This is a genomic window from Streptomyces coffeae, assembly GCF_016741875.1.
In the GTDB taxonomy this organism is placed as follows: Bacteria; Actinomycetota; Actinomycetes; order Streptomycetales; family Streptomycetaceae; genus Streptomyces; species Streptomyces coffeae.
The window spans coordinates 25,449-39,688 of the sequence record NZ_JAERRF010000019.1; the positions used below are offsets into that span (position 1 = coordinate 25,449).

Annotated in this window: 17 protein-coding genes; 8 read left to right on the top strand and 9 right to left on the bottom strand. The window is 71.0% G+C overall.

All coding sequences use genetic code 11. The annotated features are described in order from the left end of the window. The first annotated feature begins 4 nt into the window (after nt 1-4). From JK363_RS27715 to JK363_RS27725, 3 genes are read left to right on the top strand one after another with little or no spacing between them, the layout of a single operon-like run. Complete coding sequence (locus JK363_RS27715) at nt 5-856, top strand: AraC family transcriptional regulator (RefSeq protein ID WP_201878337.1); 852 nt, start codon at nt 5-7, stop codon at nt 854-856. Nucleotide 857: 1 nt separating this feature from the next. Beyond that, nucleotides 858-1,628, top strand: coding sequence for an AzlC family ABC transporter permease (locus tag JK363_RS27720; protein ID WP_201878338.1), 771 nt, complete (start codon nt 858-860; stop codon nt 1,626-1,628). Further along, entirely contained in the window at nt 1,625-1,927 is a 303-nt protein-coding gene (locus JK363_RS27725; RefSeq protein WP_201878340.1) for an AzlD domain-containing protein, read from the top strand. The genes JK363_RS27720 and JK363_RS27725 overlap by 4 nt, the downstream gene beginning before the upstream one ends. Nucleotides 1,928-1,942: 15 nt before the next feature. On the opposite strand, the gene JK363_RS27730 is transcribed toward JK363_RS27725, so the two are convergent. Continuing rightward, nucleotides 1,943-2,896 carry a hypothetical protein gene (locus JK363_RS27730; protein ID WP_201878342.1) on the bottom strand — a complete coding sequence of 318 codons (954 nt, stop codon included), beginning with the start codon at nt 2,894-2,896 and terminating at the stop codon, nt 1,943-1,945. Between the two features lie 78 nt (nt 2,897-2,974). On the opposite strand from JK363_RS27730, the gene JK363_RS27735 reads away from it, so the two are divergent. The 4 genes from JK363_RS27735 to recX all read left to right on the top strand — a co-directional run bounded on the left by JK363_RS27735 (nt 2,975) and on the right by recX (nt 6,486). After that, nucleotides 2,975-3,169 carry a DUF3046 domain-containing protein gene (locus JK363_RS27735; RefSeq protein ID WP_201878344.1) on the top strand — a complete coding sequence of 65 codons (195 nt, stop codon included), beginning with the start codon at nt 2,975-2,977 and terminating at the stop codon, nt 3,167-3,169. A 204-nt stretch (nt 3,170-3,373) separates the two neighbouring features. After that, complete coding sequence (locus tag JK363_RS27740) at nt 3,374-4,603, top strand: AI-2E family transporter (protein ID WP_372444860.1); 1,230 nt, start codon at nt 3,374-3,376, stop codon at nt 4,601-4,603. A 137-nt stretch (nt 4,604-4,740) separates the two neighbouring features. After that, nucleotides 4,741-5,871: a recombinase RecA gene (recA, locus tag JK363_RS27745; RefSeq protein WP_201878346.1), complete on the top strand. Its 1,131-nt coding sequence runs from the start codon at nt 4,741-4,743 to the stop codon at nt 5,869-5,871. A gap of 3 nt (nt 5,872-5,874) precedes the next feature. Continuing rightward, nucleotides 5,875-6,486 (top strand): recombination regulator RecX, encoded by a 612-nt coding sequence (gene recX / locus JK363_RS27750; RefSeq protein WP_201878348.1) that lies wholly within the window; start codon nt 5,875-5,877, stop codon nt 6,484-6,486. An 87-nt stretch (nt 6,487-6,573) separates the two neighbouring features. On the opposite strand, the gene JK363_RS27755 is transcribed toward recX, so the two are convergent. From JK363_RS27755 to JK363_RS27785, 8 genes are all read right to left on the bottom strand, one after another. Then, the gene (locus JK363_RS27755) at nt 6,574-6,993 is read right to left on the bottom strand and encodes a rhodanese-like domain-containing protein (protein ID WP_201878356.1); all 420 of its coding nucleotides are present in this window, start codon (nt 6,991-6,993) and stop codon (nt 6,574-6,576) included. 3 nt (nt 6,994-6,996) lie between these two features. After that, nucleotides 6,997-7,581 carry a cupin domain-containing protein gene (locus tag JK363_RS27760; protein ID WP_307821889.1) on the bottom strand — a complete coding sequence of 195 codons (585 nt, stop codon included), beginning with the start codon at nt 7,579-7,581 and terminating at the stop codon, nt 6,997-6,999. Nucleotides 7,582-7,641: 60 nt separating this feature from the next. After that, a complete protein-coding gene (locus tag JK363_RS44755; protein ID WP_372444861.1) occupies nt 7,642-7,731 on the bottom strand; it encodes a putative leader peptide in 90 nt (29 codons plus the stop codon). A gap of 114 nt (nt 7,732-7,845) precedes the next feature. Next, nucleotides 7,846-9,567, bottom strand: a complete 1,722-nt coding sequence (locus JK363_RS27765) for an FAD-dependent monooxygenase (RefSeq protein WP_201878370.1) — start codon at nt 9,565-9,567, stop codon at nt 7,846-7,848. Nucleotides 9,568-9,737: 170 nt separating this feature from the next. Further along, nucleotides 9,738-10,667: an amino acid ABC transporter permease gene (locus JK363_RS27770; protein ID WP_201878372.1), complete on the bottom strand. Its 930-nt coding sequence runs from the start codon at nt 10,665-10,667 to the stop codon at nt 9,738-9,740. Continuing rightward, complete coding sequence (locus tag JK363_RS27775; RefSeq protein ID WP_201878378.1) at nt 10,664-11,311, bottom strand: amino acid ABC transporter permease; 648 nt, start codon at nt 11,309-11,311, stop codon at nt 10,664-10,666. The genes JK363_RS27770 and JK363_RS27775 overlap by 4 nt, the downstream gene beginning before the upstream one ends. Before the next feature lie 86 nt (nt 11,312-11,397). Continuing rightward, a complete protein-coding gene (locus tag JK363_RS27780) occupies nt 11,398-12,306 on the bottom strand; it encodes a glutamate ABC transporter substrate-binding protein (protein ID WP_201878380.1) in 909 nt (302 codons plus the stop codon). Between the two features lie 111 nt (nt 12,307-12,417). Further along, nucleotides 12,418-13,194, bottom strand: a complete 777-nt coding sequence (locus JK363_RS27785; protein ID WP_201878382.1) for an amino acid ABC transporter ATP-binding protein — start codon at nt 13,192-13,194, stop codon at nt 12,418-12,420. Nucleotides 13,195-13,520: 326 nt separating this feature from the next. Between JK363_RS27785 and JK363_RS27790 the strand changes: the two genes are divergently transcribed. Next, the gene (locus JK363_RS27790; RefSeq protein WP_201878384.1) at nt 13,521-14,231 is read left to right on the top strand and encodes a response regulator transcription factor; all 711 of its coding nucleotides are present in this window, start codon (nt 13,521-13,523) and stop codon (nt 14,229-14,231) included. The last annotated feature ends 9 nt before the right edge of the window (nt 14,232-14,240 follow it).

Here is a 14,240-nt window from a genome sequence, read left to right on the forward strand (position 1 = left end):
TGGCATGGGCACCGGGGAGAGCGCGCGGCACTGGCGGTGCCCCCAGCTGCCCGGGGTTGATCTGCTCCGCGCCCGGTACATCCGCAAGACCTTCGTGCAGCACACCCACGAGACCTTCGTGATCGCGGCGATCACCGAGGGCGTCGAGGAGTTCCACCACCGCGGCGTGGTGGAGCGGGCCGGGCCCGGCGGGCTCGCGCTCATCAACCCCGACACCCCCCACACCGGACGGGCCGGGGTGCCCGAGGGGTGGCGCTACAGCGTGCTGTACCCGGACGCGGACGTGGTCGCCGCCATTGCCGCCGAGACCACCACCTTGCGCGGGACGGCCGGCTTCGGGGCCGCCGCCGTCGACGATCCGCGGACCGCGCGGCTGGTCACCGAGGTGCACCGGGCAGCCGAGGAGGGCAACGCGCTGGCCGCCGACAGTCTGCTGCGCGTCGCCGTGGCCCGTCTGCTGCGCGACCATGGCGGTCCGCTCCCCGCGCGCACGGCGCCCACCGCGGGCGCGCGGGTCGCGGTGCGCGCGCGTGCGCTGCTGGAGGAGCGGATGGCCGAACCGCCGTCCCTGGAACGGCTGGCGGCCGAGCTGGGCACCGGGCCGTTCGCCCTGCTGCGCGCCTTCCGCGCCGCCTACGGGATGCCGCCGCACACCTGGCTGACCGACGCCCGGGTGCGCCGGGCCCGCCGTCTTCTGGACGCCGGGGCCGCACCGGCCGAGGCCGCCGTCGCCGTCGGCTTCACCGATCAGCCGCATCTGAACCGGCACTTCACCCGCATCGTGGGCGTGCCACCGGGCGCCTACCAGCGCGAGCGCGCAAGAACGTACAAGACCGGGCCCGATGCGCTCGCCTAGCGTGCGGGACGTGCCAGAAGAGATAGACATACGAACCGAGTCCGCCGCGCCCCCGGCGGACTCCACCGTTATCCGCGACGCCCTGGGCGTCGGCGTCGCCGTCGGGCTCTCCGGTTTCGCCTTCGGGGTGACATCGGCGGGTGCCGGGCTCGACGTCCTCCAGACCTGTGCGCTGAGTCTGCTGGTCTTCACCGGCGCCTCGCAGTTCGCACTGGTCGGGGCGCTCGCCGCGGGCGGCAATCCGTTCACGGCCGCCGCCGGGGCGTTCTTCCTCGGGGTGCGCAACGCCTTCTACGGGCTGCGGCTGTCCGGGCTGCTCGGCCTCCCTCGCTCGGTGCGTCCCCTGGCCGCCCACTGGGTCATCGACGAGACCTCCGCCGTCACCCTTGCCCAGCCCGACCGGCGCACCGCGCGCCTCGGCTTCACCGTCACCGGGCTGACCCTGTACGTGCTGTGGAACCTCACCACCCTGATCGGCGCCCTGGGGGCCTCCGCGCTCGGCGACACCGCCGCCTGGGGTCTGGACGCCGCCGGGCCCGCCGTCTTCCTCGCCCTGCTGGCCCCGATGCTCAGCTCCGCCCTGGAGCGCGCCGTGGCCGGACTCGGCGTGCTGCTCGTCCTCGCCTGCCAGCCGGTGCTGCCCGCCGGGGTTCCGGTGCTCGTGGCCGCGCTCGCCGCCCCCGCCGTCCTCGTGGCGCACGGAGTGGTACAGGGACGCGCCGCCCGCGGCCGGGACGGCCGGGGAGACCGGGGGGAGAAGGTGCGCCGATGAACACCTGGATCGCCATCGGCGTCACCGCGGCCGGCTGCTACTTGGCCAAACTCCTGGGCCTCTCGGTGCCCGCCGGAGCTCTGGAGCGCCCGCTCGTCAGACGGCTGGCGGCGCTGCTCCCGGTGGCCCTGCTGACTGCCCTCACCGCCCAGCAGACCTTCACCGACGGACAGCACCTGGTGCTGGACGCACGGGCGGCCGGGCTCGGAGCGGCGGCGCTCGCCCTCATCCTGCGCGCCCCCTTCCTGGTGGTGGTCGCCGTGGCCGTCATCGCCACCGCCGCCGTCCGCAGCCTGTGAACGCATGTGCGGACCTCACACCGCGCGGCCGTACGCGCGCAGGGTGAGCAGCGCCTCCAGCGTCACCACCGCCCGGCCCTCCAGCGAGGCTCCCGGCGCCCACGCGCGCCGACGGGCCGGCCAGCCGCCGTCCTCCCGCTGCGCGTCCGCGAGGACGTCCAGCGACCGCTCCACCTCCGCGTCGGTGAACCACCGGCGGGCCAGTGAACCGGGCGCCGGGGCGACATCGTGCACCAGCGCGTACGTCGCGGTGCCGCCCTGGCCGGGCGGCGGCGCCGCGTCCTCGGCGCCGTGCCCGGGGTCCAGCGCCACCAGCCCCCGCTCCCGCACCCGGCGGCCCAGTCGCTCGGCCGCCTCCGCGGCGCGCCCCCGGTCCGGCACGCCGTCCAGGAAGGCGACGGCCGCCGCGACCTCGTACGGGTGCGCGGGCGCGCCCTCGGCCAGCGCCGTGACCGCGGCCCAGCAGAAGTCCGTGGCCCGGAACAGCCAGGCGTGCCACACCTCGTTGCGGTGCAGCAGCCCCACCACCGGGCCCGTGGTGAGCAGTCCGCTCGGCGGATCGTCCGCCACCGGGATCCAGGGGGCGGCCGGATAGCCGCGCAGCGAGGGATGGCTCACCGGCAGCGCGCCGTCGGGGGTGGACACGGCGGTCAGATAGCGGCACAGACGTTCGGTCCGCTGCCCGCCGCAGCGTCCGATACCGTCGAGCACCCGCAGCGCGTGCACGGCGTGCAGCGGCTGGCTCACCGGTCCGCGCAGATCCGGCTCCAGCCCGTGGCCGTAGCCGCCGTCCGGCCCCAGGTACGCCGTGAGCGCGGTCTCGACGGCCTCCGCGCCCCCGTCCAGGAAGTGATACGCGAAACGGCGCTGCTCCAGCACCCGGGCGGTCAGCCACATGAACCGCTCGGCGCGCGAGAGAGCGGAGGAGGGCGGGGGCGGCGAGGAGGAGAGGCTCACGGATCGGTCCATGGTCAGACCGTAGGGCGCGCGGCACCCCCGGCAGGGGGCTCACGCCTCGGTGCACCCCGGGAGCGCGATACTGGGCGCATGCGGTTGACGGTCTTCTGGCAGCGGATGGCGGACTACTTCGGTGAGACGTACGCCGACTCCTTCGCGCGCGATCATGTGATGTCCGAACTCGGGGGCCGGACCGTGCACCAGGCCCTGGACGCGGGTTGGAGCGCCAAGGAGGTGTGGCGCGGGGTGTGCACCGCGCTGGACATCCCCCAGGACAAACGGTGACAACCGCCGACAAGCACTGACAAGTGCCGACCGGAGCCGATCAGAGCGCTGACCGGAGATGACCGGCGCCGACAAGGGCTGAGGGGGCGGCCCCGCGGCGGGCCGGACCCGGGCCGGTGACCGGCCCGGGCCGGTGACCGGCCCGGGCCGGGCCAATGAGGGGGTGGCCGGATTTTCGCGGCGGGTGTACGCCACACTTGCCCAGTGGCCCCGACCGAAGAGACCCTCCCGTCCGGCGCCGACGGCAACGCCGACGGCGCTGCCGCCGCCGCTCCGGCCGCCGTGAACCCCGAGAAGCCGTCCACGTCGGAGTCCGCGCGCATGCCGCGCTGGCTACCCCGCGCGATGGTGCTGGCGCTTGCGCTGGTGGCCTGTTACCGCCTTGCCAGCTGGGCCTTCGACCAGCTGACCGGGCTGTTGCTGAACATCGTGATCGCCTTCTTCCTGGCACTGGCGATCGAGCCGGCCGTGGACCGGATGTCCGCGCGCGGAATGCGCCGCGGGCTGGCCACCGGGCTGGTCTTCCTCGGCATCCTCATCTCCGTGGCGGGCTTTTTCACCCTGCTCGGCTCGATGCTCGCCGACCAGATCGTGACCATGGTCGAGGATTTCCCGAAGTACCTCGACCAGGTGGTCAGCTGGGTCAACGACACCTTCCATACCGAGCTGTCACGGCTGGAGATCCAGGACAGCCTGCTCCACTCCGACTGGCTCCAGAGCTATGTGAAGAACAGCGCCGACAATGTGCTGGACGTCTCGACGCAGGTGCTCGGCGGGCTGTTCAAGGTCCTCACGGTGACCCTGTTCGCCTTCTACTTCGCCGCCGACGGCCCGCGGCTGCGCCGCGCACTGTGCTCCGTGCTGCCCCCGGCCCGTCAGACCGAGGTGCTGCGCGCGTGGGAGATCGCGGTCGCCAAGACCGGCGGCTACATCTACTCGCGCGGGGTGATGGCGCTGATCTCCGGCGTCGCCCACTACGTCCTGCTGGAAACCCTGGCCGTGCCCTACGCTCCGGCGCTCGCGGTGTGGGTCGGTCTGATCTCCCAGTTCATCCCGACCATCGGCACGTACCTGGCGGGCGCCCTGCCGATGCTGATCGCGTTCACCGTCGCCCCCTGGTACGCGGTCTGGGTGCTGGGCTTCGTCGTGATCTACCAGCAGTTCGAGAACTACCTGCTCCAGCCGCGGATCACCGCGAAGACGGTCGACATCCATCCGGCCGTCTCGTTCGGATCGGTCATAGCGGGTACGGCGCTGCTGGGCGCGGTGGGCGCGCTGATCGCGATTCCTGCGACCGCGACGCTCCAGGCGTTCCTCGGCGCGTACATCAAACGCTATGACGTGACGGACGATCCGCGGGTGCACGGGCGCACGCGGCGGCGCGGTGCCTCGGCGCTGGCGCGGGTGCGCCACGCGCTGTCGCGGCGTAGTTGACACAAAAATCGAACATCCATTCTCATGGAATCCCGGCCCGGTTATCCACAGGCCGAGGACGTCCGGGCCGCTTGTCAGTGGCAGGCGCTAGCGTCATGGACGTGAAGCGATCGACTCAAGCAAACCGGGTGGAGCCCATGGCAGGAACCGACCGCGAGAAGGCGCTCGACGCCGCGCTCGCACAGATTGAACGGCAATTCGGCAAGGGCGCCGTGATGCGCATGGGCGAGCGGCCGAATGAGCCCGTCGAGGTCATCCCCACCGGGTCGACCGCTCTCGATGTCGCCCTCGGCGTCGGCGGCCTGCCGCGCGGCCGGGTGGTGGAGGTCTACGGCCCGGAGTCCTCCGGTAAGACGACGCTGACCCTCCACGCGGTGGCCAACGCCCAGCGGGCGGGCGGCACCGTCGCCTTCGTGGACGCCGAGCACGCGCTCGACCCGGAGTACGCGCAGAAGCTGGGTGTGGACACCGACTCGCTGATCCTGTCCCAGCCGGACAACGGCGAGCAGGCGCTCGAGATCACCGACATGCTGATCCGCTCCGGCGCCCTCGACCTCATCGTCATCGACTCCGTGGCCGCGCTGGTGCCGCGCGCGGAGATCGAGGGCGAGATGGGCGACTCCCATGTCGGCCTCCAGGCCCGGCTGATGAGCCAGGCGCTGCGGAAGATCACGGGTGCGCTGAACCAGTCCAAGACCACGGCCATCTTCATCAACCAGCTCCGTGAGAAGGTCGGCGTCATGTTCGGCTCCCCGGAGACCACCACCGGTGGCCGGGCGCTGAAGTTCTACGCCTCGGTGCGGCTGGACATCCGCCGGATCGAGACCCTGAAGGACGGCACCGACGCGGTGGGCAACCGCACCCGCGTCAAGGTTGTGAAGAACAAGGTCGCGCCGCCCTTCAAGCAGGCCGAGTTCGACATCCTCTACGGCCAGGGCATCAGCCGTGAGGGCGGTCTGATCGACATGGGCGTCGAGCACGGCTTCATCCGCAAGTCCGGGGCCTGGTACACCTACGAGGGCGACCAGCTGGGGCAGGGCAAGGAGAACGCCCGCAACTTCCTCAAGGACAACCCCGATCTGGCCAACGAGATCGAGAAGAAGATCAAGGAAAAGCTCGGCATCGGCGTCAAGTCCGAGACCGCGGGCGAGCCCGGCGCGGACGCGGCGGGCGGCGCGGAGCCGGTTGCCGCACCGGTGAAGGCCGCGCCCGCCTCGGCGGCCAAGTCCGGGGCCAAGGCGGCGAAGACCGCCGCGGCCAAGAGCTGATCCATGACCCGGCGGACCGCATGGCCGCAGGACCCGGGCGGTCCGGAGCGACCGGCCCGTCCGGACGGCGGTGTCCCCTCCCCGTCGAGGGCCGGGCAGGGGCCGCCGCCCAGTCCCGAGGAGCAGGCGCGGGCGATCTGTCTGCGCCTGCTCACCGGGACTCCACGCACCCGTCAGCAGCTCGCGGACGCGCTGCGGACCCGGGGTATCCCGGACGAGGCGGCACAGGAGGTGCTGTCCCGCTTCGAGGACGTCGGGCTGATCGACGACGCCGCGTTCGCCGCCGCCTGGGTGGAGTCCCGGCACCACAGCCGGGGGCTCGCCCGTCGCGCGCTCGCTCGCGAGCTGCGCACCAAGGGTGTTGACTCCGCTCTGATCGAGGACGCCGTGGGGCAGCTCGACGCCGATCAGGAGGAGCGCACGGCCCGCGAGCTGATCGAGCGCAAACTGCGAGCCACTCGTGGCCTGGACCGGGAGAAGCGGCTCCGCCGCCTCGCCGGAATGCTGGCCCGCAAGGGCTATTCCGAGGGGTTGGCGCTGCGGGTGGTGCGCCGCGCTCTGGAGGAGGGGGGGGAGGACCCGGAGCTGCTGGAGCACTACGCCCCGGACGTCTGAGCGCCCGGGGGAGCCGTGCCCCGAGGCCCGTGTTCCCGAGGCCGTGCCCCCGAGGTACGTGCCCCTGGGGTCCCTGCCCGCGCGGTGTCAGTGGGAAGCGGGTGGCTCCACGGGCAGCCCCGCCGAGCGCCACGCCTGGAAGCCGCCCACCAGGTCGGTCGCCCGCACCAGCCCCAACTGCCGTAGGGAGACGGCCGCGAAGCTGGAGGCGTAGCCCTCGTTGCACACCACCACGACCGGCAGATCATGATGGGCGGCTTCCGGTAGCCGGTGGTCGCACTGCGGGTCGAGCCGCCACTCCAGCTCGTTCCGCTCGACGATCAGCGCCCCCGGGATGATGCCGTCGCGCTCTCGCAGCGCCGCGTACCGGATGTCCACCAGCAGCCCGCCCGCGGCCCGGACGGCCGCTGCCTCGGCGGGGCCGAGCCGGTCAAGTCCCGCCCGGGCCTCGGCCAGCAGCTCGTCGACGCTCCGTTGTGTTCGTTGTGTCCGTTGTGCGGTGCCCATGGCTCAACCCCATTCCTCCGGCTGTTCGACCTGTTCCAGTCGCAGCACCTGACCGGTGCGGCTGTAACGCCGCATCAGCGGCAGCGGCGGGTAGTAGGCGTGCACCGAGACCGCGTGCCGCGTGGTGGACGTGTTGAGCACCTCATGGACATGGTGCGGGCCGAAGGCTCGGCCCCGTCCGGCGGGCAGCGGTCGCTCGCGGTCCACGCCATCGGCGAGTTCGAGGGTCTTCCAGCCCTCGGTGGGCAACCGCGCCGCGAGGGACTGTTCCATGAGCTCACCGGCGGCGGTGACAAGCGCGCCATGCGAGCCGCCGTGGTCGTGCCAGCCGGTGCCGGTGCCCGGGGGCCAGCCGATCAGCCATGCCTCACTGCCGCCCGGCCCCTCGAGCCGCAGCCAGGTGCGGTCCTCCGGGTCCAGGGGGAGCGAGGCGACCAGTTCGGTGTCGGCGGCCGTGCGGCGGGCGAAGTCCAGGAGGTCGGCCTCGGTGGGCGGGGCCGCCGGGCCGGGTTCCGCGACCGGGCGCGTCGGAGCGACGGGCGAGGCGGAGGAAGCCGAAGAAGGCGAGGGAATGCGTACATCGTGCACAGGAGCCGTCCTGAGTGATCGCGAAAGGAAGCACGGCCGGGCCGCGCGGAGACATGCGGATCAACAGGACGGACGACACACACAGCCCGCATAGCGGACCAGGTCCAGATGGACCCTCCGCCAGAAGTGAGGCAAGCAGGTGTCAGTCACGCTCCGCAGTGAAGCATGCGCCGGAAGGAGAGGTCAACCGCGCCGGTCGGCGCCGGGTCAGCGGCCGGGCACTCCGGCTGTCCGGCGCCGCCGGCGTCCGCCCCCACCCCCGCGCTACCGGCGCGTGGCCGCTTCCGTGTCCCGGGGCATCTCGCCCTGTGCCCTCGCCCCGCCCCGCAGCGCGTCCGCGCACGCGTACAGCTCGGCGGGCCGGACCCCGGACAGGGCGGCGGCGAGATGACCGTCCGGCCGGACCAGCAGCACCGTATGGGCCGGCGCCCCCGGGTACTCCTCGGCGACCAGCAGCTCCGTCCGCATCGGCAGCGTGGAGACCGCGGCCGCCAGCCGCGGCATCAGCCCGGCCCGCATCCAGTGGCGGCGGTCCCACACTCCGGTCCCGGGAGCGACCAGCACCACCAGCAGCTCACGGCCCAGCCGTTCCCGCAGGGTCACGACCGAGCCGTCCGGCGCCGTCACCGGGACATCGTCGACCGGCGCGCCGAGTGCCGTGCCCACCGTGACCGCGCCCGCGGGCGGCGCCGCGGGCGCCAGCGGCGAACGGCCGTAGACCGGCGGCGCGCCCAGCGGCCCGCCACCGAGGTGCCCGTCGGTGAGCAGCGCGTCATGGCCGCGCTCCCCGCCCGGCAGCACACTGCGCCGTACCGCGCGCCAGCCGCCCCACGCCCGCACCTGCGGGAGTGCCTGGTCGGCGGAGCGCAGCCGGGTGCCGACCGCCCCGCGCCGCTCCGTCTGATAGCTGTCGAGGAGGGCGTCCGAGGCGCCGTGGTGCCAGACGAGCGAGAGCTTCCAGGCGAGGTTGCCGACGTCCCGCAGTCCTTCCTCCAGCCCCTGGGTGCCGAGTGCGCCGAGCAGATGGGCCGCGTCTCCCGCCAGGAAGGCCCGGCCCACGCGCCAGCGCCGGGCGAGCCGGTGGTGCACGGTGTGCACACCGGTGTCCAGAAGCTCATAGGGGAGCGCGGAGTCCCCGCACCACCCCGCGAGGGTGTCGCGCACCCGGACCAGCAGGGCGTCGGGGGTGACGAGGTCCCGGCCGGGCGGAAGCAGCCAGTCGACACGCCACAGGCCGCGCGGCAGCGGACGCGCGGTCACTTCCGTGTCGATGCTGCGCCACGGGGGCGAACGGTGCAGCAGGGCCTCGCCGGGCCAGGGGAGTTCGGCACGCAGCACGGCGACCGCGTGCCGCTCCACCGCCGTACGCCCGGGGAAGCGCACGCCGAGGGCCTTGCGGACGGCGGACCGGGGCCCGTCGCAGCCGACCAGATGGCTGCCCCGCCACCAGGTGGCCTGGGCGCCGCGGGTGCGCACGCTGACCCCGTGGGCGTCCTGTTCCAGGGCCTCGACCCGGGTGCCGGTGACGACGCGGACGAGGTCCTCGTCGCCGATGGCGGCCAGCGCGCCGCGCAGCGCCCGGGTGAGCTCATGCTGCGGCAGGTGCACCGGAGAGAGCGTGGCGGCGGCCCCGTCGTCCGGGGAACCGCCGTCCCGGCCGTCACCCTCACCGTCGCGGGTGCCGGGCAGGCGCGTACCGCGCCCGGAGCCGAAGAGGGCGCCCGGGGCCAGGGGAAGCTGCCGGACCAGCTGTCGCCGCCGCATGGTGCGCCAGCCGGTCCACGGCGCGGTACGGACCGCGGCCCGGCAGCCCAGCCGCTCCAGCAGGGCCGCGGTGTCCTGGCGCAGGACGACGGTGCGGGCGAGGCGGTTCTCGTCGGTGCCTACGGACTCGTCGAAGAGCACGACGGGCACGTCGTGACGGGCGAGGGCGAGGGCCAGGGTGAGTCCGACCGGGCCCGCCCCGGCGATGATCACCGGGTCCACGGCGCGGTTCCTGTGGCCCTGCGGGTCGTACGTGATGTACGGAAACTGGCAGTTGAAGCCCGGTGAGCGATCACAGAAAGCATGCAACCGACTGCGGGTGCCCGCGTCAAGCGACGAAGGGCGGTGGCGCACGCGCCACCGCCCTTGGAGGACCCGGATGTGCCCGGTCGTCAGTCCGTCTTGCCGTCCGGGGCGTCCGTCGCGGTGAGGTCCGCGGCGGCGTCACCGGCGGCCAGCGGCTGGGCGGCGTCCGCGACCGGGATTCCGGTCTTGGTGCGCCGGCCGCGCCGCTCGATCCAGGTGGCCAGGGCGGAGAGTGCCATACACATCGCGATGTAGATGACACCGCCGACGACGATCATCGGGAAGTAGGGGTTCTCGTCGTTGACGACGATGTTCCCCGCCATCTCCTGGAGCGAGTACAGCAGCTCCTTGTAGGTGATGATGAAGCCGAGCGAGGTGTCCTTCAGTGTGACCACCAGCTGGCTGATGATGGTCGGCAGCATCGCCCGGACCGCCTGCGGGACCAGGACGGTCGTCATGACCTGGGTCTTGCTCATACCAAGGGCGTAGGCCGCCTCACGCTGCCCCTTGGGCACGGAGTTGATGCCCGCCCGCAGCACCTCGGCCTGCACCGTGCCGTTGTAGACGGTCAGACCGATGACCAGCGCCCAGAACTCGGTGCCGTCGCCCGTGAAGCCCAGATCGGACTTGTAGGTGAGGAAGAGCACCCACAGGGCGTAGATGGTGATCAGCAGCGGCACGGCCCGGAACAGCTCGATGAAGCCGGTCGCCAGCCACCGGACCGGCTTGTGGTCCGAGAGCCTGCCGACCGCCAGCAGGGCGCCGAGGATCAGCGACAGCACCGCCGCCAGGGCGAACACCTTGAGCGTGGTCAGCACACCGTCGCGGATATTGGTGCGCACACCCGCGTTGTTGAAGATGTTCCACATCTCCGGCTCGAACTGGCCCTTGGCGTTCAGGCGCAGTACGGCGAAGACGACGATGCCGAGGACGGCCAGCACACCGACGACCGAGAAGATCCGGTTACGGATCCGGGCCTTGGGGCCGGGGGCGTCGTACAGGACGCTCGAGCTCATCGGGCCACCTCCAGGCGGCGCTCCAGCAGTCGGAAGACACCGCTGATGGTGAAGGTGATGACCAGGTAGGCCAGGGCGATCCACAGGAAGATCCAGCCGATCGCGTAACCCTTGTCGCTCAGCAGCTTCGACACGCTGAACAACTCACTGACGCTGAACGCGCCGGCGATGGCCGAGTTCTTGGTGAGTGCGATGAAGATGCTGCTCAAGGGGGGAATCACGGTTCGGGTGGCCTGTGGCAGGACGATCATCCGCAGGGTCTGGGAAAAGGTCAGCCCCAGGCTGCGGGCGGCCTCCGCCTGGCCGAGCGGCACGGTGTTGATACCGGACCGCACGGCCTCGCAGACGAAGGACGACGTGTAGCAGCCCAGCGCTCCCATCGCGAGGACGAACGGGCTCGTCCCCGGAAAGAAGATCTGGGGGATCACGAAGAACGCGATCAGGAACAGCAGGGTCAGCGGGGTGTTGCGCAGCAGGGTGACCCATGCCGTGCCGAAGGCGCGCAACGGCGGAATGGGGGACACCCTAAAGCCGGCTATGAGAATGCCCAGGACAAGAGCGAGCACCGCGCTGGCCGCCGTGATGGCAAGGGTTCCCAGGAACCCTTCACGGAACTCGGGCAAGTGATCGAGGAGTACGTTCATCGATTCTCCGCGGTAGCGGTCAGGTCAGCGGCGTGCGGAGCGCACCGGCTTCGAGGGCGAACGGGGATCCTGCTTGACGCGCTGGCTCAGTAGCGCGGCAGCGGGGTCTTCGGCGCGACGTAGGACGAGCCGGACTTGCCGAGCGTGCCGTCGTACGCCTTCTTGTAGTCGCCGTTCTTGATGTGCTTCTCGAGCGCGTCGGTGATCGCGTCGCGAAGCGCCTTGTCGTTCTTGTCCATGCCGACGCCGTAGGGCTCCTTGGTGAACGGCTTGCCGACCACCTTGAGCTTGCTGGGCCGCTGGGCCGCGTAGCCCTTGAGGATCGCGTCATCGGTGGTGACCGCGTCGACCTGGCCGTCGAGGAGCTGCTTGACGCAGAGCGAGTACTTGCCCAGCTCGGTGGTCTTGGCGCCGTACTTCGACTTCTTGATCTCCTGGAGCGGAGTGGAGCCGACGATCGAGCAGACCTTCTTGCCCTTGACGGCGTCCGGTCCGGTGATGCCCTTCTCGTCCTTGCGGACCAGGAGGTCGGCGCCGGCCTCGTAGTACGGGCCCGCGAAGCCGACCTGCTTCTTGCGCTCGTCGTTGATGGTGTAGGTGCCGACGTAGTAGTCGACCTGGCCCTTGGAGATCGAGGTCTCACGGACGTTGGAGTCGACCGTCTTGAACTCGATCTGCTTCTCGGAGAAGCCGAGGTCGGCGGCGACCATCTTGGCGATCTCGATGTCGAAACCGGTGCGCTTGCCCGCGGTGTCCACGAAGCCGAGGTAGGGCTGGTCGGCCTTGGCGCCGATGATCAGCTTGCCGCGCTTCTGCGCCTTCTTCAGGGTCGGCGAGTCCAGCTTCACGTTCTTGGCGACCTTGTAGGTGCCGGTCTTGACGTCGCCGCCCTTCGGCTTGTCACCGGCGGTGCCGGAATCTCCGCCACAGGCGGTCGCCGTCGCTGCCAGCGCGAGTACCACCGTGGCCGCCGCGGCCGTCTTACGCATGCTCATGGTGCCCATCCCTTTTGGTTCAGTACGTCGTCTCGGACGTCGTGTGAGTACGTCGTCTCCATTGCGACATCGCGGAATACGGGTCGGCGGCCTGGGGGAGCCACCGGGTGATCAGTGGTGAAGGATCTTCGACAGGAAGTCCTTCGCCCGGTCGCTGCGGGGGTTGTTGAAGAACTGCTCGGGCTCGGCCTCTTCGACGATGCGCCCGTCGGCCATGAAGACCACCCGGTTCGCCGCGGAGCGCGCGAAGCCCATCTCGTGGGTGACGACGACCATCGTCATCCCGTCTCTGGCGAGTTGCTGCATGACCTCCAGCACCTCGTTGATCATCTCCGGGTCGAGCGCCGAGGTGGGCTCGTCGAAGAGCATCACCTTCGGGTCCATGGCCAGCGCGCGGGCGATCGCCACACGCTGCTGCTGGCCGCCGGAGAGCTGGGCGGGGTACTTGTCGGCCTGTGTGCCCACACCCACCCGGTCGAGCAGCTTGCGGGCCTTGTCCTCGGCGGCCTTCTTGTCCGTTTTGCGGACCTTGAGCTGCCCCAGCATCACGTTCTCGAGCACCGTCTTGTGCGCGAAGAGGTTGAAGGACTGGAAGACCATGCCCACATCGGCGCGCAGCCGAGCGAGCTCCTTGCCCTCCTGGGGCAGCGGCTTGCCGTCGATCGTGATGGATCCGGCGTCGATCGTCTCCAGCCGGTTGATCGTCCGGCACAGCGTGGACTTACCGGACCCGGAGGGTCCGATCACCACGACCACTTCGCCCCGGGCGATGGTCAGGTCGATGTCCTGGAGTACATGCAGCGCGCCGAAGTGCTTGTTGACTCCTGACAGCGCAACCAACGCGTTCGTCGCCGGTGTGGCGTCCTTGGTCACCGATACTTCGCTCATCGGCGTCTCGCTCCGTCCTCCTCGGTTGGGAGGACATTAATGAGCTGTCTCGACCAGCGTCATTACATCTGAGCGGAAATTGAGGATAACGATATGGCCGCAACCGGATACTCTCTGTGAAGGGGTCGCGACCTTGTCGTACCGGCTACATAACGGAAACCACTGTGTGACCGAAAGCGTCTTGACGACCGGGCGTCGATCGGCGTGGATGCCCTGTGGCCATGTTCGTGGTCCGGGTGTACGGGGCGCCAGCCCCTCCATGAATTTTTGTGATTCCTTGAGCGACGAAGTGATGAATCGAGCGATGAAGGTGGTGCGGGGATCCGGTGAGACTGCTGCTCGTCGAGGACGACAACCATGTCGCCGCGGCCCTGTCCGCAGTGCTGTCCCGGCACGGCTTCGACGTCACCCACGCGCGCAGCGGTGAGGAGGCGCTCCAGGCGCTGCTGCCCGACTCCGGCGCGCCCTTCGGCGTTGTCCTCCTCGATCTCGGCCTGCCGGACCAGGACGGCTTCGAGGTGTGCGGCCGGATCCGCAAGCGCACCACCACTCCCGTGATCATGGTGACCGCGCGGGCGGATGTGCGCTCGCGCATCCACGGCCTCAACCTCGGCGCCGACGACTATGTGGTGAAGCCCTACGACACCATGGAGCTGCTGGCCCGTATCCACGCCGTCAGCCGCCGCACCGCCCAACCGGATCCCGCGGTCCCCGCCGAAGAGCCCGCGGGCGGCCCCCAGCCGCCGCTGCGGCTCGGCCCCGTGACCATCGAACTGCCCACCCGCCAGGTGGTGGTGGACGGGGTCTCCGTCTCGCTCACCCGCAAGGAGTTCGACCTGCTGGCGCTGCTCGCCCAGCGCCCCGGGGTGGTCTTCCGCCGGGAGCAGATCATCAGCCAGGTGTGGCGCACCAGTTGGGAGGGGACGGGGCGCACCCTGGAGGTGCACATCGCCTCCCTCCGCTCCAAGCTGCGGATGCCCGCGCTGATAGAGACGGTCCGCGGGGTGGGCTACCGCCTCGTCGTCCCGGCCTCCTGAACGGCACGG

Coding starts and splice junctions, on each gene's coding strand:
- JK363_RS27715 (WP_201878337.1), top strand. CDS start 5: ATGGGCACCGGGGAGAGCGCGCGGCACTGGCGGTGCCCCCAGCTGCCC.
- JK363_RS27725 (WP_201878340.1), top strand. CDS start 1,625: ATGAACACCTGGATCGCCATCGGCGTCACCGCGGCCGGCTGCTACTTG.
- JK363_RS27775 (WP_201878378.1), bottom strand. CDS start 11,311: ATGAACGTACTCCTCGATCACTTGCCCGAGTTCCGTGAAGGGTTCCTG.
- recA (WP_201878346.1), top strand. CDS start 4,741: ATGGCAGGAACCGACCGCGAGAAGGCGCTCGACGCCGCGCTCGCACAG.
- JK363_RS27755 (WP_201878356.1), bottom strand. CDS start 6,993: ATGGGCACCGCACAACGGACACAACGAACACAACGGAGCGTCGACGAG.
- JK363_RS27780 (WP_201878380.1), bottom strand. CDS start 12,306: ATGAGCATGCGTAAGACGGCCGCGGCGGCCACGGTGGTACTCGCGCTG.
- JK363_RS27730 (WP_201878342.1), bottom strand. CDS start 2,896: ATGGACCGATCCGTGAGCCTCTCCTCCTCGCCGCCCCCGCCCTCCTCC.
- JK363_RS27735 (WP_201878344.1), top strand. CDS start 2,975: ATGCGGTTGACGGTCTTCTGGCAGCGGATGGCGGACTACTTCGGTGAG.
- JK363_RS27785 (WP_201878382.1), bottom strand. CDS start 13,194: ATGAGCGAAGTATCGGTGACCAAGGACGCCACACCGGCGACGAACGCG.
- JK363_RS27770 (WP_201878372.1), bottom strand. CDS start 10,667: ATGAGCTCGAGCGTCCTGTACGACGCCCCCGGCCCCAAGGCCCGGATC.
- recX (WP_201878348.1), top strand. CDS start 5,875: ATGACCCGGCGGACCGCATGGCCGCAGGACCCGGGCGGTCCGGAGCGA.